Source organism: Parabacteroides sp. (assembly GCF_977054455.1).
In genome coordinates, this window is sequence record NZ_CDRTCT010000011.1 from 46,834 (window position 1) to 72,581 (window position 25,748).

General features: G+C 48.5%; 19 protein-coding genes and 1 pseudogene. 6 read left to right on the top strand and 14 right to left on the bottom strand.

Annotation, left to right across the window (positions count from 1 at the left end; genetic code table 11):
- Positions 1-167 precede the first annotated feature (167 nt).
- From ACW6QF_RS07075 to ACW6QF_RS07085, 3 genes and pseudogenes are all read left to right on the top strand, one after another.
- Positions 168-2,384, top strand: coding sequence for a RelA/SpoT family protein (locus tag ACW6QF_RS07075; RefSeq protein ID WP_298552939.1), 2,217 nt, complete (start codon positions 168-170; stop codon positions 2,382-2,384).
- A gap of 4 nt (positions 2,385-2,388) precedes the next feature.
- Positions 2,389-2,511 (top strand): annotated as a pseudogene (locus ACW6QF_RS07080) (AraC family transcriptional regulator); the annotation flags it as partial.
- Between the two features lie 181 nt (positions 2,512-2,692).
- Positions 2,693-4,036 (top strand): ATP-binding protein, encoded by a 1,344-nt coding sequence (locus ACW6QF_RS07085; RefSeq protein ID WP_456087290.1) that lies wholly within the window; start codon positions 2,693-2,695, stop codon positions 4,034-4,036.
- Positions 4,037-4,267: 231 nt separating this feature from the next.
- Here ACW6QF_RS07085 and ACW6QF_RS07090 read toward each other — a convergent pair whose 3' ends face one another.
- Positions 4,268-4,705 carry a DUF6078 family protein gene (locus tag ACW6QF_RS07090; protein WP_456087291.1) on the bottom strand — a complete coding sequence of 146 codons (438 nt, stop codon included), beginning with the start codon at positions 4,703-4,705 and terminating at the stop codon, positions 4,268-4,270.
- Between the two features lie 61 nt (positions 4,706-4,766).
- A complete protein-coding gene (locus tag ACW6QF_RS07095) occupies positions 4,767-6,197 on the bottom strand; it encodes a CCA tRNA nucleotidyltransferase (RefSeq protein ID WP_298552936.1) in 1,431 nt (476 codons plus the stop codon).
- 441 nt (positions 6,198-6,638) lie between these two features.
- Here ACW6QF_RS07095 and ACW6QF_RS07100 point away from each other — a divergent pair, with 441 nt between their 5' ends.
- On the top strand, positions 6,639-7,469 hold the full coding sequence (locus ACW6QF_RS07100; protein ID WP_456087292.1) for a hypothetical protein: 831 nt from the start codon (positions 6,639-6,641) through the stop codon (positions 7,467-7,469).
- A gap of 160 nt (positions 7,470-7,629) precedes the next feature.
- Here ACW6QF_RS07100 and ACW6QF_RS07105 read toward each other — a convergent pair whose 3' ends face one another.
- Together ACW6QF_RS07105 and ACW6QF_RS07110 are read right to left on the bottom strand one after the other, a co-directional pair.
- Positions 7,630-10,137, bottom strand: a complete 2,508-nt coding sequence (locus tag ACW6QF_RS07105) for a DUF6383 domain-containing protein (protein WP_456087293.1) — start codon at positions 10,135-10,137, stop codon at positions 7,630-7,632.
- 366 nt (positions 10,138-10,503) lie between these two features.
- The gene (locus tag ACW6QF_RS07110; protein WP_456087331.1) at positions 10,504-11,286 is read right to left on the bottom strand and encodes a mechanosensitive ion channel family protein; all 783 of its coding nucleotides are present in this window, start codon (positions 11,284-11,286) and stop codon (positions 10,504-10,506) included.
- Positions 11,287-11,506: 220 nt separating this feature from the next.
- On the opposite strand from ACW6QF_RS07110, the gene ACW6QF_RS07115 reads away from it, so the two are divergent.
- Entirely contained in the window at positions 11,507-12,331 is an 825-nt protein-coding gene (locus tag ACW6QF_RS07115; protein ID WP_298549869.1) for a tetratricopeptide repeat protein, read from the top strand.
- Positions 12,332-12,374: 43 nt separating this feature from the next.
- A complete protein-coding gene (locus ACW6QF_RS07120) occupies positions 12,375-13,448 on the top strand; it encodes an acyltransferase (protein WP_456087294.1) in 1,074 nt (357 codons plus the stop codon).
- A gap of 87 nt (positions 13,449-13,535) precedes the next feature.
- Here the strand turns inward: ACW6QF_RS07120 and leuB are convergent, their stop codons facing one another.
- The 10 genes from leuB to ilvB form a co-directional block, all read right to left on the bottom strand.
- Complete coding sequence (gene leuB / locus ACW6QF_RS07125) at positions 13,536-14,597, bottom strand: 3-isopropylmalate dehydrogenase (RefSeq protein WP_456087295.1); 1,062 nt, start codon at positions 14,595-14,597, stop codon at positions 13,536-13,538.
- Positions 14,598-14,663: 66 nt separating this feature from the next.
- Complete coding sequence (locus ACW6QF_RS07130) at positions 14,664-16,172, bottom strand: alpha-isopropylmalate synthase regulatory domain-containing protein (RefSeq protein ID WP_456087296.1); 1,509 nt, start codon at positions 16,170-16,172, stop codon at positions 14,664-14,666.
- 103 nt (positions 16,173-16,275) lie between these two features.
- On the bottom strand, positions 16,276-16,872 hold the full coding sequence (gene leuD / locus ACW6QF_RS07135; protein WP_298549865.1) for a 3-isopropylmalate dehydratase small subunit: 597 nt from the start codon (positions 16,870-16,872) through the stop codon (positions 16,276-16,278).
- 73 nt (positions 16,873-16,945) lie between these two features.
- Positions 16,946-18,340 carry a 3-isopropylmalate dehydratase large subunit gene (gene leuC / locus ACW6QF_RS07140; RefSeq protein ID WP_456087297.1) on the bottom strand — a complete coding sequence of 465 codons (1,395 nt, stop codon included), beginning with the start codon at positions 18,338-18,340 and terminating at the stop codon, positions 16,946-16,948.
- Positions 18,341-18,361: 21 nt separating this feature from the next.
- A complete protein-coding gene (locus tag ACW6QF_RS07145; protein ID WP_298549863.1) occupies positions 18,362-19,861 on the bottom strand; it encodes a 2-isopropylmalate synthase in 1,500 nt (499 codons plus the stop codon).
- A 344-nt stretch (positions 19,862-20,205) separates the two neighbouring features.
- The gene (locus tag ACW6QF_RS07150; RefSeq protein ID WP_456087298.1) at positions 20,206-21,390 is read right to left on the bottom strand and encodes a metallophosphoesterase; all 1,185 of its coding nucleotides are present in this window, start codon (positions 21,388-21,390) and stop codon (positions 20,206-20,208) included.
- A 210-nt stretch (positions 21,391-21,600) separates the two neighbouring features.
- On the bottom strand, positions 21,601-22,644 hold the full coding sequence (gene ilvC / locus ACW6QF_RS07155) for a ketol-acid reductoisomerase (RefSeq protein WP_008149840.1): 1,044 nt from the start codon (positions 22,642-22,644) through the stop codon (positions 21,601-21,603).
- 52 nt (positions 22,645-22,696) lie between these two features.
- Complete coding sequence (locus ACW6QF_RS07160; protein WP_456087299.1) at positions 22,697-23,428, bottom strand: acyl-[acyl-carrier-protein] thioesterase; 732 nt, start codon at positions 23,426-23,428, stop codon at positions 22,697-22,699.
- Between the two features lie 43 nt (positions 23,429-23,471).
- Positions 23,472-24,035: an acetolactate synthase small subunit gene (gene ilvN, locus ACW6QF_RS07165; RefSeq protein WP_298549860.1), complete on the bottom strand. Its 564-nt coding sequence runs from the start codon at positions 24,033-24,035 to the stop codon at positions 23,472-23,474.
- 12 nt (positions 24,036-24,047) lie between these two features.
- Positions 24,048-25,748, bottom strand: coding sequence for a biosynthetic-type acetolactate synthase large subunit (gene ilvB / locus ACW6QF_RS07170; RefSeq protein WP_298549859.1), 1,701 nt, complete (start codon positions 25,746-25,748; stop codon positions 24,048-24,050).

The window sequence follows — 25,748 nt, forward strand, 5'->3', positions numbered from 1 at the left end:
CTTTTTAATAAGTTAATAATCAGACACGCAACAAGGGCCTGCCAGCCTATGTATATCGCAAATGTATAAAAATACCATTAGAAATGCACTGATATTCGCAGAAAAACTTACTTTTACGGTATGTTTTACGGACAGCCCACAAAGAGGCAGTAAAAAAACAGACGACTATGGATATACAACCGTTCTTTACCGAAGAGGAGAAAAAACAGTTTTTCTCCAAGTACAAGCAATTATTACGCCATCTGTACTCTTTCCTGAAGAAGGAAGATCTGGGTAAGATGAAGGAACTGATGAAGCGGGTGGTGGCTTTGGATTGTTACGGACGAGACAGAAACGGCATCAACGGCCTGCTCCGCAATATCGACACGGCATTGATCGCCACTACGGAAATCGGATTGAAGCGCACGTCGGTCATCGCTCTCCTGCTCTACCGCCCGGTCATGAAAAAGATCATCACGCTGGATGAAGTGAAAGACACATTCGATGCGGATGTCACCCTGATCATCAGCCGCCTGCTGAAGACTTCGGACCTTTACGCCCGCAATACGGCTGTCGACTCCGAGAACTTCCATAAGCTGCTATTCTCGTTTGCCGAAGATGTGCGCGTGATCCTGATCATGATCGCCGACCGCCTTTGCCTGATGCGCCTCGGCAAACACCTGAAGAACGACGAAGACCGGAAACGGCTGGCGACGGAAGTTTCCTACCTGTACGCCCCGCTTGCCCACCGCCTCGGATTGTACACGATCAAGAGCGAGCTGGAAGACTTGTCGCTGAAATATACCGACCGCAGGCAGTACGACTTCATCAAACGGAAACTGAACGAGACGAAACGTTCGCGCGACGCCTACATCGCCGAGTTCATCGCACCCATCAAAAGCAAGCTGGAAGACGCCGGACTCCGCTTCGACATCAAGGGGCGCACGAAGTCCATCCACTCCATCAACAACAAGCTGAAGAAGCAGAACATCCCGTTCGAAGACATATACGACTTGTTTGCCATCCGCATCATCCTCGACACGCCGTATGAGAAGGAACGTTCGGACTGCTGGCAGGTCTACTCGATCATCACGGACATGTACCAGCCGAACCCGAAGCGCATGAAAGACTGGATCTCCATCCCGAAAACAAACGGTTACGAAAGCCTGCATATCACCGTGATGGGACCGCAGAACAAATGGGTGGAAGTGCAGATCCGCACCCGCCGCATGGACGAGATCGCCGAACGGGGACTCGCCGCCCACTGGAAATATAAAGGGGGAAAAGCGGAAAGCGGGCTGGACGAATTCCTGAACACCGTACGCGCCGCCCTGGAAACGAAAGAGAACAACCCGCTCGACCTGATGCAGGACTTCAAGATGGACTTGTACAAAGACGAGATCTATGTCTTCACCCCGACAGGCGAACTGATCAAGCTGGCCAAAGGGGCGACCGTGCTCGACTTTGCTTTCGCGATCCATACCAAGTTAGGATGCAAATGCGTCTCGGCAAAGGTGAACGAGAAGAATGTACCTATTAAATATACCCTGAACAACGGTGACACGGTTTCGATCGTCACCGCTCCCACCCAGACGCCCAAGCGCGACTGGCTGAACATCGTCGTCACCTCCAAAGCGCGGGTCAAGATCAAGCAGGCGCTCCGCGAAGAGACGGCCAAGGCGGTGGACTTTGCCAAAGAGATGTTGCAACGCCGCTTCAAGAACCGGAAGATCGAGATGGAGGAACCGATCCTGATGCGTTACATCAAGAAGAAAGGGTTCAAGACCGTCACCGACTTCTACGTCGAGATCGCCGAGGAACGCCTCGACCCGAACCAGGTGATCGACGAATACCTGGAGCAGGTACGCCGGGAAACGGAAACAAACGAACACACCGAAGTCCGCAGCGCCGAGGAATATATCACGACAACCGAGGCGGAAGAGATCGCGACGAACAAAGATGTGCTGGTGATCGACAAGAACCTGACGGGCATCGAATATAAGTTGGCGAAGTGCTGCAACCCGATCTACGGGGACGAGGTGTTCGGTTTCGTCTCCACGCAAGGCATCAAGATCCACCGTATGGACTGCCCGAACGCGCAGGAGATGTTCAGCCGTTTCGGCTACCGCATCATCCAGGCCAAATGGAGCGGCAAGGGGGACAACGGGTATATCGTCACGCTCCGGGTCATCGGCCGTGACGACATCGCGATCGTCACCAATATCACCTCCGTCATCAGCAAGGAAACGGGCGTCACGCTCCGCTCCCTGAACATCGACTCGGTAGACGGGATCTTCCAGGGAAACTTCACGGTGATGGTGCGCGACACGACGGCCTTGAACATGCTGACCAAGAAGATCAATGCGGTGAAAGGGGTAAAGACGGTCGAAAGGCTGAACTCCTGATAACAAGTTGCCGTCCAACCGCCCCGATATCGTGAGCCTGTCCGAATCCATGATTCCCTACTTCGACTCGAACATCCAGCCGACAGAGGAGTTGCTGCAACTGAAGGTACTGCCGCCGCTCTACATCGACTACGGCCAGCCTGTCACGATCGGGAAGGGATGCTACAAGCATGTAAACAACTAAAAAGAAAAACGGCAGATTCGCGGGCATCAATCTTGGAAAAGCGGCAAAAACGCCTTATTTTTATAATGGAAAAGCGGCGTATTAATTCCGTCGCCTCTTATAATCGAATCAACAAGAGAAAATTATGCTAAAGAGAAAGATAGACAATTATATCAAGCATTATTACGAGACCACTCGTAATGCGTTGCTTATCACCGGCGCACGACAAATCGGTAAGACCTATTCGATTCGTGAGTTTGGCAAGACGTTCAAGAGTTTTGTCGAAATCAATTTTATAGAGTCCCTCGAAGCGGTGGAGTTGTTCAAGGGGGCGAAAAGCAGCAATGACATTCTGCTCCGTCTTTCGACAATCACCTCCGTGCCGCTCATCAAAGGTGAAACGCTCATCTTCTTCGATGAGGTACAACAATGTCCCGATATCGTTACGGCAATCAAGTTTCTGGTGGACGATGGGTCGTATCGCTACATCTTGAGCGGCTCGCTTCTTGGGGTAGAATTAAAAGACCTACGATCGGAACCGGTCGGCTATATGGGTGTTAAGGATATGTACCCGCTCGATTTCGAAGAGTTCATTTCCGGTGTGGGTATCAATGACACAGTAATCGGATCATTGCGCGAAGCTTGGCGGAATCGTATCGTCGTTGACACGTTCATACACGACAAAATCATGGAGTTATTTCGGCTTTATCTCATTGTGGGCGGTATGCCTGCTGCTGTGAGCAAATATCTTGAGAGTAACAACCTGCAGGAGGTAATGGCCGTGCAACAGGATATCATCCGCCTCTACAAACGCGATATCGCCCAATACGACCCGAACAACAAGCTCTATATTGAGGAGATTTTCAATCTCATTCCGCCTGAACTAAACGCCAAGAACAAACGTTTCATCCTGAAACGTTTGAACGAACATGCGAAGTTCGATCGGGTCGAAAACAGTTTTCTGTGGCTGACGAACGCAGGCGTAGCATTGCCCGTCTATAACGTGGAGGAGCCGAAAATGCCGCTCCTGCTCGCCCGTTCGCGCAATCTGTTCAAGCTCTTCCAGAACGACATCGGACTGTTGGCCAGCCAATATGCCGAAGGTATCCAAATGAGGATTATCAAAGGAGACAAGGACATCAACTTCGGTTCGATCTATGAGAACGCCGTAGCACAGGAACTGGTGGCGCACGGTATTGCTCCCTACTATTACAACAACAAGAAGCGGGGCGAGTTGGATTTCGTTATCGAATTAGAAGGCAAAGTCTTGCCCATCGAAGTGAAGTCGGGCAAAGACTACGAAACGCACCGCGCCTTGTCCAATATCATGGATTGCAATGAATACGATTTGTCAGAGGCTGTGGTATTCAATAATGACAATTTACGGGTAGCCGGTAAAATCATTTATGCTCCCGTCTATATGGCGATGTTTCTCGAAAAGAACAATACGGCTCCGACCCGCTACAAAGTAGATTTGTCGGGATTGTAATTATTTCAATCCTTTATAACTGATAGTTCGTGTTATTATTGATACGTGTTGCCATGAAAACACTCACGACGCCCCTGCCATTCTACGAAAAGATCGTTGCTTTTTCTCACCCTTCTCCACATCAGTGAGAAAAGTTTCTCATGGCGGTGAGAATTTATTCTCATGCGCGTGAGAAAGTTTTCTCATAGGCAGGAGAATAGTTTCTCACAGGCAGGAGAATATCACGATATGCTATTCCCAGTCATAATCGTCCCTATAGGCGTCAAACACAGGTTCGGATGTAATCCCATACGTCCGGAATATGTTTTTAATAAACACCTGTTCTTCCGGGGTAATGGACCGTTCGCCGTTCCGCATCCGATAATACGTACTCCGTCCGAAGTGGCTATAAATCGGACGTTTGACGGCAGTTGCATCCCGGTAAGTCAGATTATCATACAAATGCGACATGCCGACAGCGAAACGCATCAATCTCTTTTCCCGGAAAAAAGGACAGGACTTCCCATCCGAACCCACCTTATTCGGATTCACGACAGCAACATAATTCCGATCCGCCGGAATCAGGGCGGCCAACATATGGCGAAGACATTTGCCGGCACACGCACATTGCCCGTTAAAACAATGAGCATAATCATAAGGCGCTGACTGGTAATTAAATTCAGGTTCCATTTATTTTTTCTTTTTACGATTATAAAGGTTCAAACGACTATCAAAGCTTGGACAGGCAGAATCAGACAACCGGTTTCAGCCCCATCTTCTCCGCCCGTTGCAACATAAAGGCGCGGGCGGCCTCATGTTCGTTCGGGATCACGCCGTCGAGGATGGCGTTCTTGATGGCATCTTTCAGGACACCGACCGGCTGGGAAGGGGGAAGCCCGAATGTTTCCATGATCTCCTCTCCCGTCACAGGCGGCTGGAAGTTGCGCACGCGGTCTTTCTCTTCTATATCGGCGAGCTTGCTGCGGACTTTCCGGAAGTTATTCAGGAAGCGGCGCACCTTTTCGGGGTTCTTGCTCGTGATATCCGCCTCGCAAAGCTTCATCAGGTCGTCTATATCGTCGCCCGCATCAAACAGCAGACGGCGGATGGCCGAATCCGTCACCTCATCGTCCGACAAGGCGATCGGGCGCATGTGCAGGCTGACCATCTTCTGGACATATTTCATCTTCTCGTTCATCGGCAGCTTCATCTTGCGGAAGATACCGGGAATCATCTTCTCGCCGATGAAATTATGATTGTGGAACGTCCAGCCCAGGCGCGGGTCGAAACGTTTCGTCGCCGGCTTGGCTATATCATGGAAAAGGGCGCTCCAGCGCAGCCACAGGTTGTCAGTGGTCTTGCTCAGGCGGTCGAGCACCATCAAGGTATGGGCGAAGTTATCCTTATGCCCGATCCCTTCCTTCGTCTCCACACCTTTCAGGGCGCAAAGTTCGGGGAAGATCAGAGGCAACAGGCCGCAACGGTCCAGCAGGTCGAAGCCGACAGAGGGTTTCGGCGAGAGAACGATCTTATTCAACTCATCCACGATACGTTCTTTTGAGATGATCGAGATGCGCTCCTTGTTCCGTTCGATCGCATCGAAAGTGTCGGGATCGATAAAGAACCCCAACTGGCTGGCAAAGCGGACGGCACGCATCATGCGCAACGGATCGTCGCTAAACGTAATATCCGGATCGAGCGGCGTACGGATCAGCAAGTTGTCCATATCGGTCAAGCCGTCGAAGGGATCGACCAGTTCACCGTACCGGTCCTTATTCAGGCAAAGCGCCAGGGCGTTGATCGTAAAGTCGCGGCGGTTCTGGTCGTCTTCGAGTGTCCCGTCTTCGACAACCGGCTTGCGGCTGTCATGCGTGTAGGATTCCTTGCGGGCGCCGACAAACTCCAGTTCCAGGTCACCGGCCTTCACCTGCGCCGTACCGAAGTTCTTGAAGACGGACAGGCAAGCTCTCCGGCCCAACCTCCGGGCAACGGCTTTCGCCAGTTCGATGCCGCTCCCGACGGCAACGACATCGATATCTTTGGAAGGACGATGCAGAAAGATATCCCGCACATAACCGCCTATCACGTATGCCTCCACTCCCAACTCATCCGCTGCTTCGGAAATCAAATGGAACGGCTTCGCCGAAATATGTTTTAATATGTCTTCTTGTTCTATATACATATATATATATATTGTTTATCAACAAATTTATCTGTTACTTTTGGCTTGATCCAAAAGTAACCAAAAGATCAAGGCTGAACCGTCCAGGCTACTCCGGGCAAAGGCTACGCTGCCGCCTGTTATATAGGTGGCTGTATCGGCCATCCCCAAAGAGCCGTCAGGCTCTATCTCCGGCCTAAGCTGGTGAGCGTTAAGCGCAGAGACCGCAGTGAGCGTCCGGAGCGTCTGCTGTCTGAGCGAAGCGAGTTTCAGACGCGACAGCGAACGAAGGGAACGGAGTAGCGAAGCAGGTTCGGCCTTGATCTTTTGGTTACTTTTGGATCAAGCCAAAAGTAACAGACACGCAAAGATAATTAAATTCTTGCGGGGATGCTAATTCTCTCTTTTTCCAATATCTTTGCAAGCGGATAATAAGGAATAGACAATTAAACAAGTATCATAATGAAAAAGTCAGCAATCTGTATAGCACTTGCAGCCGTGGCACTGGCCGGTTGCAACAATGACGAGAAGAATGCACAGGCAAGGCTGGACAATGCCCGGAACATGTTTGAACGGAATGAGTTCTTTGCCGCCAAAAGTGAGATAGACAGCATCCGCATCCTGTACCCGAAAGAGTTCAAGGTGATCCGGAAAGGCCTGACACTGATGCGCCAGGTGGAACAAAAGGAAGCGGAACGCAATTTGGCCTTCTGCGACAGCCTGATCCCTGTCAAGCAGCAGGAACTGGAAGGGTTGAAGAAAGGTTTTAATTTCGAAAAAGATTCCGCCTATAACGAAATCGGCAATTATGTCTCCAAGCAGCAGACTATCGAACGCAACATCCAGCGTTGCTACATCCGTTCCGGCGTAAACGAGAAAGGCGAGATGTACCTGGCAAGTGTTTATTTCGGAGGCAAGCCGATCAACCATACCGGTATCAAGCTGAGCACCCAGGACGGCCTTTTCGCCGAAACGCCCGCCATCCCTTACGACGGTGGCCTGAACTACCATTTCAAGGACTTGGGGAATACAACCGAAGTCGTGACCTACCAAGGAGAGAAATGCGAAGATGCCGTCAAGTTCATTTTTGACAATAAAGGGGAGCGCATCAAGGTCGAATATACGGGCGGCAAGCCTTATATCCTCTACATTGCCGATGCGGACAAGAAAGCGATCGCCTCGACCTATGAACTGGCTGTCGTATTAAGCGACATCGAGAAACTGACGAAAGAGAAGGAAAAAGCCATTAAGAAGCTGGCTTATTTGGAAAAGAAACTTTCAGGCGAGAAGTAAGTCTTCTGCTACCTTTACTCAATAAAAAGAACCAGGTTCGCGGATAACGCGGATTGAGCGGATGATCGCGGATCTTTATTCAATCAATAAAATAATCCGCGATTATCCGTCTTATCCGCGTCATCCGCGAACCTGGTTCTTTTTCACGAGTTATAAACTCTTATTTCACAATCACTTTGTAGGTAGTATCACCTTCGACTGTTACCAATACGATGCCGGATGTAGCAGGCATTGAGAAGTATTCAGAGCTTGCCCGGCGAACACCGATTGTCTGTCCTAAGATATTAGACAATGTAATCATTCTGCCGGAGGCATTCGTCACGATCACCTGTCCGTCATTGCTGATCACCTTGATCTCAGAAACATTCATTTCCTCGTTGGCTGTCGGAGCGGAAGCGGTCTGTACTTCGAATGCGGCACTCGGAGTAGCCTGCATTACGGCGAAGCCGTTCACAACACCGACATAAGGCTTGCCATCCGTAACCTTCAACTGACTCTGATTTTCCAGATAATAACCGCCTTCTTCCGCAGTCTTGAATGCGAAGAGAGCAGGACTGTTCTTCATTGTCTTGATTGAATCATGAGAGATGAACATTGCATAAGTAGTAGCATCAATACCTGTTCTTGTTGTATCTTTAGCTGCTAAGTAATAGCGAATGTTTGCTTCTGCTTTACCACCATTCACAACGCCAGAAGAAATAAAATACAATTGTTTACCAGCGATGACTGTGTCTTGTTCAACCCACAAGCTAAAGTTATCAGCTTCGTAATTTGCCTTTGTAATCGGATTGCCTTCATCTTTCATTTCAGCAAAGAAGTTCAGCGGATTCATCACTAAAGCATTGTTGTTATAGGCCAAACGCTTGTGAGCACTTGCAAATGAAGCATATTCGGGTGCGTCAACCGCTTCAAGGTTTACATAAGCTGCTTTATCAGACAACTGTACACAAGAGGTATTGACATTCATACCTACATAATGATTATCAGCAGTCAACATAGCATACTTTTCAGCAGTAGCGTCAGAAATAAATCTAAAAGATTCAGCAGTTCCAACATCAGAGAACTTCAGACTATCCGTTTGTTTAGCGAGCATATCTTTGTTAAACATGGCTCTTAACTTATATGAAGTAACAAACAAGGTGTCCAACAAACTCTTCGCACCACCAACTGGCTCTACCTTATCCGCCACCAACTTAAAGATTGCTGCGTCTTTGGCATCACCGGCTTTACCTTTCAAGATAGAATCGGTAGTATAAGCATAAATGTTACTTACTCCTGTTGTCCCAGAAACCAAGTTCAGTACATAACCGTTAGCATTCAATTCGTCTTCTGTGAAGTAGAGAGAACCTAAATATTTGTCGTCCAAATTGACAGCCTGCCAAGAAACTTTCACAGAATCAGCACCAAACAAATATGTGTTTTCTTTTCCTTGCACAGCAAATACTTCCTGATTTAAGATCATCTCAGAATTTGATTGACGGTCGACAACAGAATATTTACCGTTATTTTCTTTAATATACCATTGACCTCTTGCCAAATTAACAGAAGGAACACTGTCGCCTCCCATAAAGGTATTTTTAGTCACGTAATATTTGCCATTATCAGCACCTTCACTTACCTTCTGCAAGAAGTAAACGCCTGTACCGGTCGGGATTGTAACGGGAGTTCCCTTTGAAACTTTAATTAAAGGCAGTTTACCTTGCAAAGGCTGAGCATCCGCATTAAATTCAGAAACCGTTAAGACCTTAGTACTACCTGTTTGAGCATAAACCACGCGAACCGTATCGTCCACAAGTTCCAAATCTCCATTTACGTCAGGAGCTCCAGCAACAAACATTGCCAAAGAATCATTCTGTAAATTGACAACAAACTTAAATTGTTGACAACGTTCATTCGGACGCAAAACTTTACGTGTTGAATCCAAAGCAAATCCTGCACCAAATACGTTCTCTTGATTATTAATTGTTGTTTTAAGTGTATCAACACCTAAAAACTTCTTAACTCCATTCGGATATGCTTCATTTCCTTTTACTTGTAAAGTCATAAAACCTTTATCTCCAACAGAATTAGCAATCAAGTCTTCACCTGTAAAGATATTTCCTTCATATTGATCTCCGAATGTCAACTGAAAAGTACTGAAACCATCACCAAGATCCTGCGGGGTCATTGTCATTGTGTCAGGCTTAGTTACAGTCAACTTCAGTTCTGTTCCTCCAGTAAAAACAATACCGTCAGCTCCTAAAGCCAATGTCATTGTTTTACCACCGTCTATAGAGGCACTTAAACTTCCTCCATCAGTAAACTTCCATTTATTGATACCTGAAGCTAAAACAGGTTTAGCTTCTTGAGATGCAGCAAAAGATAAAACAGCATTTGTCTTTTTATTCTTAAATTGATAAACCGTTCCAGCTGTTTCTGTTATTCCCGTAATTTCCCAAAGAGCGGAATCACGAGCAGCTTTATCTACTTTCTCAAACGAAGTGATTTCTTTCACTACTACCGAATCAGCTTTATTTCCGTCCAAAGACAGATAATTATCTCCATTGACTAAGTAATAATAATTACCGGCAGTCCAATCTTCACTCGGAACACCATCTGCCGCACTTGCCGCAGTAAAAGTTCCTACCGTCATCAAGGCCGCAGCCAAAAGTGTAAATTTTTTATTCATATGCAAAATGTTTAATTATTCAATCCTTTAACAAGGGCAAAGATAGAAAAGTTCAGTTTCACAAAATTATAATCAACTATAAAAGATACTTACATCCGGGCATAATGTACAAAAACGCCATTATCCGTGCCATAATAAAAAAGGCCCGCCACCGAAGTGACGAGCCGGGAATCATTTTCTCTTATAATCAAATAATAATACTAAAGTAATGAAATAAAGTTCTTAATATCTTATACTTATATCTTTCTTGTCAATTGTTATAATGATTGACAAAGATAAATCTTTTTGCTCAAAGTTCTATCCTTCAAAAGGACTCCTTACAAAACCTGCCGATTATTGAACGAACCCTTTTCTTTTCAGGACAAATCAGTTATCAGCCCGATGTACAGTGAGTTGCGGGAACGGGAAGTTGATGCCTTTTTCATTGAATGTTGCATAAACCGCCTGATTGATGCCGAAATAAACATCCCAATAATTCGGACTTTCCACCCATACACGGACAACAATATTCACACTGCTGTCGGCCAACGCATGCAAGGCGATGAAAGGAGCCGGATCAACCAGAATGCGGGAGTCACGGGCAAGGATCGTTTCGATCACCGCCTTTACCTTATCATAATCCTCGCCATAATCGACACCGAACGTCCAATCCACGCGGCGGGTAGCCTGCCGGCTGAAGTTCGTAACCGCTCCGCTGCTGAGCGAGCCGTTCGGGATATACACCATCTTATTGTCGGGCGTCGCCAGGATCGTGTGGAAAATCTGGATTTCCTTCACCGTACCGCCTGTGCCCTGCGCCTCTACATAGTCACCGACTTTGAAAGGCTTGAACAAAAGAATGATCAATCCGCCCGCAAAGTTCGCCAAGTTCCCACTCAACGCCATACCGACAGCGACACCGGCGGAAGCAAGAAGAGCGGCAAACGAAGTTGTTTGTACACCCAGCGCACCCACAACCGAGATAATCAATAAAATAGTCAGGACAACATTTACCAAACTTCCGACAAATGTCTTTACCGAAGGCTCGATGTCACGTTTCAGCAGAACCCGTTTTATCAGTTTATTCACCAAGTTAATCAGGAGACGCCCGACTATAAAAACCAAAAACGCCTTGATAAGCGTCCATCCCAATGCCGCCCCTTGCGTCATCAGGGAATTCAAAATACCTTCCAACCCATGTGAAAAGTCAATTGCTGCTACTATCATAATTATTCATATTTATGGAAATTCATATTAATTACATAACAAGCATTCCTTCTAAAAGTATTAGAAATTGTAGCAAAGGTATAAAGTTTTTTTATTCGAATAAAGAACCGATTTTATTATGTAGTTTTGCAAACGGTCAAATAACAGATATAAACGATAGAGAATGAGGACTTTCTTGATTATTATAGGTTTGTTCCTGTTTATAGGAAACAGCTTTGCACAATCATACGAAGAATTAATAGAGAAAAGCTACGACTTCGTAGATAAAGGCGACTTGGCATCCGCAGAGGAGAGCCTGAAAGCGGCCATGCGCAAAGAATCGGCTAACCCGCTGAACTATGCCCTGCTCACGAACCTCGGAACGATACAACGCCGGCAAGGGAAACTGCAAGACGCACTCATCTCCTACACTTCCGCGCTAAGCGGCCACACCAAGAATATCACCATTCTCGAAAACCGGGCTTCCCTTTACACCGAACTGGGAGAAACCGAGAAAGCATTGAACGATTATAACACGCTCTTGATAGAAGATCCGGAACATCAGGAAGCGCTTTATTGCCGCGGACTGCTCTATATACAACTACAAAATTATATGTGGGCGGAACAGGACTTCGACAAGATCCTGGAAGTAAACGAGAAATCCGTACGTGGGCGCCTCGGCCATGCCATCCTGGAAAAGATGCGCGGGAACTATGACGAAAGCGAGCGGATATTCAACTACCTGATCAGCGAAATGCCCCGCGACTGGGTCCTCTACGAAGGACGGGCAGACTTGTATTTCATGATGGGAAAGAATGCACGGGCAATGGCGGATATAGAAAAGGTCTTTACCGAAAGCGAACCGACCGCCAACCTCTATGTGCTGAGAGGCAAGATCAAGCTGGCACAATACGAAAAAGAACGAGCCGCCCTCGATTTCAAGAAAGCCGAATCGATGGGATATAATAAGGAGGTAATCAAGGAATTGATGAAACTCGCCCAACAGTAAACAAACAAATATTTTCTAACATACTTAAATCATCTTACTCATTATGCAGAAAGACACTAAACGCAATTTTGCGCTCGATGTACTGCGGGTACTGGCCTGCTACATGGTAATCCAGGTACACACCGGAGAGTTTTATTATATCGGCCCGATCGGGGACGTGATAAAAGGGGAGAATGCTTTTTGGGTAGACCTTTACAACTCGGTCTGCCGCTCAGCTGTTCCTCTGTTCGTGATGCTGACCGGATATTTCCTTCTCCCGGTAAAAGACGAGCCGGCACAATTCTTCCGCAAACGCTTCACGCGTGTAGTCATACCTTTTATATTCTGGTGCATCGCTTACTCTTTCTATCAGTTCTTCCGGGGGCAGGCGGACTTTGCTACCGCTTGCATGAATATCCTCAAAATCCCGGTAAACTTCGGGACACAAGTGGGACATCTCTGGTACGTCTATATGCTGATGGGACTGTATCTCTTCGCTCCTATCATTTCGCCCTGGTTAAAAACAGCTTCACGAAAGAGCATCGAGCTATATCTTGGGATATGGGCCTTTACTCTGTGCGTGCCTTATATCCATCTGGTATTTCCGGATATATTAGGGGAATGTTTCTGGAACGGGACTCCGATGTTATACTATTTCTCCGGGTTGCTGGGATATATGGTATTGGCTTATTACCTGCGGACATATGCTTCGGAACCGAAAAGCTGGAACCTGCCGGTCGGCATCGCTTTATTGGCAGTGGGCTATTTCATCACCTGGTACGGCTTCCATGAACGGTTATCGACAGCCGAATATGTCCCGCAGCTGGAAATCACGTGGGGATACGAAACTATCAACGTAGCAATGGTGGCAACGGGTATTTTCCTGTTGGTCAAGAATATCCGGATCAAGAACCCGGATTCTTCCTGTGGAAAGCTGGTTACGGATATATCGATCAAGAGTTACGGGATTTACCTTGTACATATCATGTTGCTGAATCTGTTTTATGACCTGTTGAACAATCTGTCCGACAGCGCCATGATCAAAATTCCGGTAATCGCAATCTGTACTTTCATTACTTCTTATTTAGTAATCAAAGCCCTCTCCTATCTGCCGAAGAGCAAATACATAATCGGATAACCGACAATGGAGAATTGACAATTGACAATTACTTTCAGCCGATTCGAGCAGCGAGAAGCTAAATTGTCAATTGTCAATTGTTAATTATCAATTGTTCTCTATATAATCGACAATCCATGCACCGACCTCTTTCGTGCCATATTTCGCACCGCCTTCCACCTGGATTTCAGGGGTACGGACATTAGCGTCCAGAGAAGCATTCACTGCCTCGCGGATCAAAGCGCCTTCCGCCTTGCAACCAAAATACTCGAACAGCATGGCAACCGAAAGGATCTGTGCCAACGGGTTGGCGATATTCAATCCTTTAGCCTGTGGCCATGAGCCATGAATCGGTTCGAATACAGGAGTGCTTTCGCCCGTCGAAGCGGAAGGGAGCAAGCCCATCGAACCGCTGATGCAAGAGCCTTCATCCGTAAGGATATCACCAAACGTATTCTCCGTCACCATGACATCAAAGAATTTGGGTTCCTGGATCATACGCATGGCCGCATTGTCGACATACATGTAGTCGGTCTGAACTTCCGGATAAGAAGGAGCCATCTCTTGAGCGATCTGGCGCCACAGACGCGAAGAAGCCAGGACATTCGCCTTGTCGACCACCGTCAGATGTTTCTTCCGTTTCATGGCGTATTCGAAACCGACTTTCAAGATGCGCTCGATCTCAGGACGTGTGTACATATTGGTATCGTACGCCTTATCGTTATCCTGATATTTTTCCCCGAAATACATGCCTCCCGTCAGTTCACGGATGCACAGGAAATCCGCACCGTCCACCAAGTCGGCACGAAGCGGTGATTTATGCAGCAGGCACTTAAAGGTTTGTACGGGCCGGATATTCGCAAACAGCCCCAGTTTCTTACGCATAGCCAGCAATCCCTGTTCAGGGCGCACCTTGGCTGTCGGATCATTGTCGAACTTCGGATCGCCTACGGCAGAGAAGAGGACGGCATCCGCTTCTTTACAAATCCGGTACGTTTCTTCGGGGAAAGGGTCTCCCACCTTGTCGATAGCATCGGCCCCGCAAAGAGCATACTCATAACGGACTTCATGTCCGAATTTCTTACAAACGGCACTCATCACATCCACACCTTGTGCAGAGATTTCAGGACCGATCCCGTCACCGGGAAGTACAGCAATTCTAAAATTCATGATTTATGATTTATAATTTATGATTTATGATTTATGATTTATGCGTCGATGATAAATCATAAATCTTCACGCTTCTATCTTGTTCAACATCTTCAGTGTCGCCTTGATGGCAGCTTCTGTCTGGTCAGCATCGAGACCGCGGGTTTTAAAGTCCACTCCCGCATAATTCCAGCTGATGATGGTCTGTACAAAGGCATCGGTCCGTCCGCCGGGCGGTATGGAAACGGAGTAGTTGGTCAGCATCGGGAAAGGACGTCCCAGATCGGTATAGATCTTTCGCAGGGCACGTACGAAAGCATCGTATTGTCCGTCGCCGGAAGCCGACTCCTGGTAGGCTTCGCCGTTGATCTCTATCTTCAGGGTGGCGACCGGTTTCAGTCCCTGCGCCAAAGACAGGGAATAATTCAGGATGCGGATGCGCTGGTCGGCCATCGTATCGTGATGAAGCACATCGCTGATGATATACGGGAGATCTTCCGTCGTAACCATTTCTTTCTTATCACCCAGTTCGATAATCCGCTCGGTAACCTTGCGCATGGAATTTTCGTCGATATCGATTCCCAACGATTCGAGGTTCTTGCGGATATTCGCCTTGCCGGAAGTCTTGCCGAGGGCATATTCGCGGACACGGCCGAAACGTTCGGGTAGCAAGTCATTACAATACAGATTGTTTTTGCTGTCGCCGTCCGCATGGACGCCGGCGCATTGCGTAAAGACATGTTCCCCGATAATCGGTTTGTTGGGCGGGATATGAACGCCGGAGAAGGTTTCCACCAGACGGCTGGCGTAATTGATCCGCTCCTCCCTGAGCGTCGTCTCCACTCCCAACTGGTCTTTCAGCACGGCAAGCACACTGCTTAGCGGGGCATTCCCGGCACGCTCCCCCAATCCGTTCAACGTGGTATGAAGCCCTTCTATGCCGGCACGGACAGCGGAGTAGACATTGGCTACCGCCAGGTCGTAGTCGTTATGGGCATGGAAATCGAACTTCAGATCCGGATAGCGCGTAACCATTTCCTTACAATACTCGTAGGTATTGCCGGGGTTCAGGATGCCGAGCGTATCGGGCAGCATGAAACGCCGGATCGGCAGGTCGCGGAGCGAATCGACTGCTTGAAAGACATATTCAGGCGAGTTCTTGATACCGTTCGACCAATCTTCCAGATAGACGTTCACGGCGATCCCCCGTTCGGTCGCCAGGTTGATGACGGAACGTATATCGGCAAAATGCTGTTCGGGAGTCTTACGAAGCTGTTCCGTCACATGCTTGTAAGAACCTTTGCAGAGCAGGTTTACCACACGGCATCCGGCTGCTTCGATCCAGTCGAGCGAGACGTTGCCATCTACAAAGCCGAGCACTTCGAGCTTTTGCAGGTTTCCGGTACGTTCCGCCCAGGAAGCCACACGCTTCACGGCCTCAAACTCGCCGTCCGAGACACGCGCTGAAGCTATCTCCAGACGGTTCACACCCAAGTCGAGCAATGCCTGTGCAATACTCAGCTTCTCATGCGCCGCAAAAGAAACCCCCGATGTCTGTTCCCCGTCGCGCAGGGTGGTATCCATTATTTCGAGCATAATTATAAATTCTTGTTTCTATTAGTATGGGACACAGATGACACAGATTGGACAGATGAACGCAGATTTACTTTCGCCTAATCTGTGTCATCTGTGCCCCTTGTTAATACTTATCTCTCAATGTTTCGAACGCTTCGATCTTTGCCTTATTCGACAGCAAGTAGTCGATGTCATCGAGACCGTTTACCAGACAGTCTTTTTTGTAGGCGTTGATGTCGAAGTGCTCGCTCTTACCCGTGGCCTTGTTGGTTATGGTTTGGGCGGGCAGGTTGACTTCGACTTCTGTTGCAGGATCGGCATAGATAGAGTCGAAAAGCTCGGCCAAGAACGGTTCGCTTACGACAACCGGAAGGACGAAGTTATTCAGCTCGTTGTTTTTGTGGATGTCGGCAAAGAAGCTGCTGACAACCACACGGAATCCGTAATCGGCAATCGCCCAAGCTGCATGCTCGCGGCTGGAACCCGAACCGAAGTTCTTTCCTGCCACCAGTATCTGACCGCTATAGGTCGGGTCGTTCAAGACAAACGATTCGATTTTGTTGCCCTGCTTGTCGTACCGCCAATCCCGGAAGAGGTTTTCGCCGAAACCTTTCTTGTCGGTTGCTTTCAGGAAGCGAGCCGGGATGATCTGGTCCGTATCCACATTCTCCAAAGGAAGGGGGACGCAAGTAGATGTTATGATGTTGAATTTCTGTTTCATCTCTTTATTTGATTTTATCGTTTAAATATTTGATTTCACACTGACACCGTGTGTAACGTTACACACCCTTTCTTCATAAGAATGTCCGCGGATCGGTAATCTCGCCCGTTACGGCGGCAGCGGCGGCAACCAACGGTCCGGCGAGGATCGTGCGTGCGCCCGGTCCCTGGCGTCCTTCGAAGTTACGGTTGCTTGTCGAAACGGCATATTTCCCTGCCGGGATCTTGTCATCGTTCATTGCCAGACAAGCCGAACATCCCGGTTGACGCAACCGGAAACCGGCTTCTTCAAATATCTTGTCCAACCCTTCTTCGCGGATCTGCGCATCTACCATCCAGGAACCGGGAACCAGCCAGGCAATCACATGACCGGCTTTCTTCCGTCCCTTTACAATGGAAGCGAAAGCACGGAAGTCCTCGATACGGCCATTGGTACAAGAGCCCAAGAAAACATAGTCGATCTTCTTACCCAGCAATGATTCACCCGGTTCGAAGCCCATATACCCCATTGATTTCATAAAAGAGGCTTTCTCCACTTCGTTCATGCCCTCGGCAGTCGGGATATGTCCGGTGACCCCCATTCCCATACCCGGATTGGTTCCATACGTTACCATCGGTTCGATATCGGCAGCATCAAACAAAATCTCTTTGTCAAACACGGCATCGTCACCGCTCTTCAGCGTTTTCCAATAGGCAACCGCCTTTTCCCATTCTTCACCCACCGGAGCGTTTTCACGTCCCTTGAGATAAGCAAAGGTTGTTTCGTCGGGAGCGATCATCCCTCCGCGTGCCCCCATTTCGATAGAGAGGTTGCACAAGGTCAGGCGGCCTTCCATCGTCAGGCTGCGGATCGCCGAACCTCCATATTCGATGAAATAGCCGGTGGCGCCGCTGGTCGTCACTTTCGACATGATATAGAGAGCGACATCCTTTGCCGTCACTCCTTTTCCCAAATTACCTTCCACACGGATGCGCATGGTTTTCGGTTTTGCCTGCAAGATGCACTGCGAAGCCATCACCATCTCCACTTCACTGGTTCCGATACCGAAGGCAACGGCCCCGACCGCTCCGTGCGTGGAAGTGTGCGAGTCGCCACAAACGATAGTCATTCCCGGCAAGGTCAGACCGCGTTCGGGTCCTACCACATGGATGATGCCGTTCCGTTCATCCATCATCCCATAATGAGTCAGACCGAAATCGGCAGCATTCTTTGCTAACGTATCGACTTGGTTCTTCGAAACAGGATCTTCGATCGGTTTATCCTGATCGTGTGTCGGCGTGTTATGGTCCGGCATGCAATAGATACGTTCCGGACGGAGCGGTTTCAAACCACGTCGGCGCATACCGGCAAAAGCCTGCGGACTGGTCACCTCATGACAGTACAATCTGTCGATGTAAAGCTGTGTGGGTCCCTCTTCGATTTTCGCTACCACGTGGGAATCCCAGATTTTATCGAATAATGTATTCATATTTGATTTATGATTTCAGATTTATGATTTCACAAATTTATTAATTGCATCGATAAATGCCTCTACAGAAGCTGCAATAATATCGGTATTAGCTGCAAAACCGTAATAACGGTTTCCTTCGTATTCGACCTGCATATGCACTTTACCCATGTCGTCACTGCCTTTGTTGATCGCCTGGATCAGGAATTCCTGGATCGTCATCGTACGGTGGATTATGGATTTCACCGCTTTGATAGCCGCATCGACAGGGCCGTTGCCTGAAGCGGCAGCTTCGAACTTCTCGCCTGCGATATTCAAGCAAACGCTGGCCACGGACTGCAACCCGACACCGGAGGTCACCTGCAAATATTCCAACTTGATGCGGTGCATAGCCGTGCGGTCCTTTCCGGCAAGCATCAGTACATCGTCGTCGTTGATATCTTTCTTGCGATCGGCCAGTTTCAAGAATTCTTCATAAACCTTGTCCAGCTTTTCCTGCGACAGTTCGACACCTAACACCTGTAAGCGATGTTTCAATGCCGCACGTCCGCTACGGGCGGTCAGTACGATTGCGTTATCGTCGATTCCCACATCTTTGGGGTCGATGATTTCATAACTTTCACGGTTCTTCAAGACGCCGTCCTGATGGATGCCGGAAGAATGGGCGAACGCGTTACGTCCGACAATCGCCTTATTAGGCTGGATCGGCATATTCATCAGGCTGGATACCATACGGCTGACACCGTAAATCTTCGTCGTATTGATATTGGTGATAATGTCGCGTTCTTTGTGACTTTTGAAGATCATTGCTATTTCTTCCAAAGACGTATTTCCGGCACGTTCACCGATACCGTTCATCGTGACCTCCACCTGACGGGCTCCGTTCAGCACGCCCTGTACGGTGTTGGCAGTCGCCATCCCCAGGTCATTATGGCAATGGGTCGAAAGGATCGCGTTTTCGATACCGTCCACATGTTCCATCAGATACTTGATTTTCGCGCCATATTCGTCCGGCAGGCAATAACCGGTCGTATCGGGGATATTCACCACCGTAGCCCCTGCCTTGATGACAGCTTCTACAACACGTGCCAGATATTCGTTGTCCGTACGTCCGGCATCCTCGCAATAGAACTCGATGTCTTCCACATATTTCTTAGCATATTTGGTAGCGGCAATGGCGCGTTCCAGAATTTCCTCGCGATTGGAATTGAATTTGTATTTGATATGGGAATCAGAAGTTCCGATACCGGTATGGATACGTCCGCGCTTGGCAAATTTCAGGGCTTCGGCCGCCACATCGATATCTTTTTCCACCGCACGGGTAAGCGCACAGATCGTAGGCCAGGTCACGGCTTTTGATATTTCAACAACACTATTGAAATCTCCCGGACTCGATACGGGGAAACCGGCTTCTATCACATCGACCCCCAGTTCTTCCAGTGCTTTGGCGACCTGGATCTTTTCAATACTGTTTAACTGGCAACCCGGCACCTGTTCACCGTCGCGTAATGTCGTGTCGAAAATAAATAATCTGTCTGACATAGTTCTTATCGTCTTAAATTAATACCTATTCTTAATTCTTAAAATGAAAAAAGCCTCTCTCACAAGGAAGTGAGAAAGGCTTTTTCATATCTTAATGCCCAGCAAAGCATACACAGTCTCACTTCCTATCCCGTTCCCAGAGTAGAATAATATTTAGAGAAATAATGAGACTGTTTAGCATTTCCTGTTTCATCTTGTCCTTTAACTTGTTTTTGTTTGAACGCTGCAAAGATACGGCCTTTTTCCAAACCGCCAAATATAATTCGGAGTTTTTTATCGGCATTTCCTTATAAAACGTAAGACAAATACAGAAGATCGACTTCAATTCATAATCCGAGATCTACTTATCGAACTGCATCCGCTCTATTCCTTATGGAGAATTGATCCAGTACTTTCCCGTCCACATCCACGACCTGTATTTTCAGTTCTTTCGGATCGGCAGTCGCTTTCAGGACAGCCGTATTGGAATTGACGATAATCGGGAACGGTGTCCGGTCCGTTGCCTCCTGATGGATGAAACGGTGGAGGTGGCCGCACAGCATCACGTCCGGCTTGGCATCGCGCAGCAAAGGCATGAATTTATTCTCCACTTCCAGGTTTCCATGCCAGCCCCCGATCGGCGGGATATGGGCAACGACGATCTTGAACGGCGCTTCCTTATATTCTTTACTATCCAATACCTGACGCAACCATTCCGCCTGTTCCGTCCGGTATTCGTCATAAACCGTTATGCCGGCATACTCGATATCGGAATCCGGTTTATCCTCCCCCGTATCGAGGATCACGAAACAGATCGGGCCTTGCCGGAACATATAGTAGATATTCCCTTCTTTCGGAGAAAAGTAACGCTGGAATTCGGTTGCAAAAGCACCGCGCGTTTCATGGTTGCCTCTCGTATAATACATCGGGATCTCGGAGGCGAACAGCTTGGCCGCCGTATCCATAAAACCGTCGAAGATATGATTCTCCTCATTGAAGACCGACACCATATCGCCGTTGAAAAGGAAGAAATCCGTCTTTTCCAGATCGCATTTTGAAACCAGGTTCGTCAGAACGTCATTCCTGCCATGTATATCGTTCACCATCGCAAATGAGACGGCATTATCCGCCGGATCGCTCGTCTTGAACACCAACGGCTTTTTGGAGTAAACGTCAGTGGAGGCATAGTTCCCATAGATAACCTTATGTCCGACATGGCTCAATACTTCTTGTACGAAGACGCGATAGCGATAGTTCGTGCCCGGCTTAAGCCCTTTAATCTTCACGGTATGGATCGTAGATGTGTTCTTTACTCCGTTACGGGCATCGTAATGCTTGGGACGTTCGGCGGCATAAAAGTTCGTATCATCATCCGGCGCCAGCTCCACCCAACCGACAGACGGCTTATCCGACAGCCATACGATCGTCACTTCATCAGCCCCCAGATTCTGCAAATAAGGACCATGCACCAACCGGATATTCGACTCTACCGCTCCTGCAAAGCTAACCGACAGCCAAAGAAACGCTATTAAAACTTGAAATCTTTTCATGATATAAAACTATTTAAGTTATTCAGGCTACGAAAATACCGCTTCCAGCCTATAAACACTTGACTAAAATCAGTGTTTATAGATGTAACCCGTCCAAAAGTAGTAAAAAAACAAACACGGATATACAAGGCAAGAATGGTTTTCATCCCTATAGCCTTATATATCCGTGTCTAAAATTATCCAGAAAGCGCTACTTTCCTTTTTTACCTATCAATTATTTTCCGGGCGCAATTTGCGGACAACCGCACCCGCACGCCACATTTCGCTTTCGCGCAATGCTGCCAGTTCTTTTTCCAAGCCTTCGCGATAATCCGGTTTGCTGTTCGTATCGATAGAACGCTGCGCTTCGTTGCCACAGGCGACCTCACGATATAATTTCTCAAATACAGGCTTGACGGCATCGTGGAACGGGCCCATCCAGTCCAAAGCGCCACGCTGTGCAGTCGTAGAGCAGTTTGCATACATCCAGTCCATTCCATTTTCTGCAAACAGCGGCATCAAAGACTGCGTCAGTTCTTCGACCGTTTCATTAAAAGCTTCAGATGGTTCGTGGCCATTTTCACGCAGTGTCTCGTATTGGGCCAACAGCAAGCCCTGGATAGCTCCCATCAAAGTGCCACGTTCGCCGGTCAGGTCGGAATAAACTTCCTTCTTGAATGTCGTTTCGAACAGATAACCGGAACCCACGCCGATACCTAAAGCGATCACACGGTCCCAAGCTTTGCCTGTCGCATCCTGGAAGATTGCATAGCTGGAGTTCAGGCCACGTCCTTGCAGGAACATGCGGCGCAAAGAAGTACCGGAACCCTTCGGTGCGATCAGGATCACGTCGACATCAGCTGGAGGGATGATATTGGTACGTTCCTTGTAGGTGATAGCAAAGCCGTGAGAGAAATACAACGCCTTGCCCGGAGTCAGGTATTTCTTGATACGCGGCCAGCATTCGATCTGGGCGGCGTCGGAAAGCAGGACCTGTATGATGGTTGCTTTTTCGCAAGCTTCTTCGATACCGAACAATGTTTCACCCGGAACCCAACCGTCGGCTACGGCCTTGTCATACGTCTTGCCGGGACGCTGTCCTACGATAACGTTGAAACCGTTGTCACGCAAGTTCAAGCTCTGTCCAGGACCCTGAACGCCGTAACCGATAACTGCGATCACTTCATCTTTCAATACTTCTCTTGCCTTTTCCAACGGAAATTCTTCGCGGGTTACTACGTTCTCGTCAACACCGCCAAAATTCATTACTGCCATTTTCTTTTACTATTAAATGTAATGTGTGTTAATAAAATAATTCTTTGTTTGTTCAACGCCATGTAACGGCGGCACGACAGATCGCTTTGCCTTCGTTACAGATCGCCATATCGTATTTTCCGGCATCCGCCTCCTTCTTGTGCAACATGAGCTCCATCCCATATTTGCCCTCGGACTGGTAGGCGATTTCGAAACGTTTGATATCTTTCGTCTTGAACAGGTCCAGATCGAACAGATCCAAGAGATGTTCCATATACTTGATGCTATTCAGGTGGCCGTTGATGTCGAGATCGCTGTACTTAATGACATAAGGGATTCCTTCCGTATCATTCTCCACTGCCGCAATCTTTCCCGGCTTCTCGATCGGGCAGGGACGATCCGTGACATAAGCGCTCAGCCCGGCGACATCCAGCAGGGTCGGCCGGCGTGTTTCCACATCGATGGCCGCCCAGATAGAGCGGGCATAGCCGAATGTCTTACCGCCAGCATCCACCAGCTCGAAACAACGGCTGGTAAAGAGTCGGCCGACTTCGTCCACCCAGGTATACAGAGTTATGGGCTCGGACATGGCAGGATATTCGATCATTTCGATTGCCAGGCGGGAAAGCACCCAGGCAGTATGCCGTTCCGACATATCGTTGAAGCCGAACCCGCGTTCGGCGGCATGGGAGGATGCGACATGTATCAGGTAGTTCCCGATCATCGGGATCGTCACGCGTCCACGGAAATCCAACAGGTACGGTTCCGTGACGAAATGAAATTCTCCTACTTTGTTTTTGTCCATAATTCTATGCTTTTGCCGGGGCGGTTCGCGAACCGCCCGCACGTTATTGTTGTCTGTTTTGTTTTTCCTGCAATTTGCGTTCCATTTCGGCCAGCATGTCGCTCAGACGTTCGACACGGCTTTTTGTGATCGCAACGCGACCGGAACGAATGAACTGCAAGACACCGATCGTCTCGCTCAACTCTTTGAAGAGGGCTTGCGTTTCATCATAATGCCCGCTCTTTTCGAGAACGACACACGTTTCGTTCATTTCGAGAATACGGGCGTTATATTTACGGATCAGATCCTCGACCGTCCCCATCTTGATGAACAGTTCGGTACTCAACTTATAAAGGGCGATCTCCTGGAAAACCAGATCTTCATCCGTATTGTAATAAGCCTTCAGGATATCCACCCGCTTGTCGATCTGCTTCACGACCTTGTCAATCATATCCTCATCGGCAAATGTCGTGATCGTGAACTTGTGTATGCCTTGTATGGCGGAAGGTGAAACGGAAAGCGTCTCGATGTTCAACTGCCGGCGCGTAAAGATAATCGTAATCTGGTTCAGAAGACCTACTGTATTCTCCGAAAAGATAATAACGGTATATAATTTTTTTGTTGTCATAGCATCACCTCCTTACTTATCACCTAATATCATGTTTGTCACGCTTCCTCCGGCAGGAACCATCGGATATACCATGCCGCACGCTTCCACGTTGGCAACCAGCACATACGCCCCGTCATGGTTCAACATCTCGGCGATCGCCTCATCCAGTTCCTCCCGTTTTTCCACAGCGCGGCTGGCAATACCGTATGCTTTCGCAATCGCAACGAAATCGGGGTTCTCCATGATCGTATTCGAATAGCGCTCGTGGAAGAACAGCTCCTGCCACTGGCGTACCATCCCCAAGAAATTATTATTGAGGATAATGATTTTCACGTCCAGTTTTTCCTGCATGATGGTTCCCAACTCTTGGATCGTCATCTGCATCCCGCCGTCGCCGGTAAAGAAGCAGACCGTACGGTCGGGCGCACCGAACTTGGCCCCCATAGCGGCCGGAAGGCCAAAGCCCATCGTCCCCAGACCGCCCGAAGTAACCACGCTGCGAGTGCGTTTATATTTGAAATAGCGGACTCCCATCATCTGGTTCTGTCCGACATCCGTCACCAGGACGGCATCGTTGCCGGTCGCCTCGGACACTTTCCGGACGACTTCGCCCATTTTCAGCGGCCCGCTTGCCGGACACAATTCCTTGTCGATCACCTTTTCATATTCTTCCTGCGCATCCGGCTCGAACTCGGCATTCCACTCCGGACGCTTCCGTTCATCCAGCAAGGCGGTTATCATCGGGATGGTATGCTTGGCGTTTCCGAGCACCTTCACGTCGACCGGTACATTTTTCCCGATCTCCGAATTATCGATATCGAGATGGATCACTTTCGCCTGCTTGGCGTATGTCTTCAAGTCGCCTGTGACACGGTCGTCGAAACGCATACCGATAGCGATCAGCACGTCGCATTCGTTAGTCTTCCTGTTTGGCCCGACATTACCATGCATACCCAGCATACCTTTATTCAAAGGGAAATCGGAAGGCAACGCCGACAAGCCGAGAACGGTCGAACCGGCAGGAATGTCATTCTTCATCAGAAACGCCTTCAACTCTTCTTCGGCACCTCCCAGCAGGACACCTTGTCCGACCAGACAGAAAGGTTTCTCCGCTTTATTGATCAATGCGGCGGCTGTCCTGATCCGGTCCTGGTTAATATCCGGTTCCGGTTGGTAGCTGCGGACAAAATCCACTTTCTTATATTCATAATCCACCCATCCGACTTGGGCATCCTTTGCCAAATCGAGCACGACAGGTCCCGGACGTCCGGTAGAAGCGATATAGAAAGCACGTGAAACAGCCCACGCAATCTCTTCCGGTTTACGGATCTGGTAGGCCCATTTAGTGATCGGTTGCGTAATGCCGATCACATCGACTTCCTGGAAAGCGTCGGTTCCGAGCAATGGAGAAGGAACCTGTCCGGCGATGACCACCATCGGCGTACTGTCCATCAGCGCATCAGCGATGCCGGTAATGGTATTCGTCGCGCCGGGTCCTGAAGTAACCAACGTCACCCCTACTTTGCCGGATACACGGGCATACCCCTGTGCAGCATGCGTCGCCCCTTGTTCGTGACGCACCAAAACATGTTTCAATTTATCCCTGTAATCGTACAAACTATCGTAAATAGGGATCGCCTGTCCGCCGGGATAACCGAAGATCGTATCTACCCCTTCAGCTATCAGTGACTTCAGCAAAGCCTCCGAACCGGTTATCTTATGTTTCTCCAT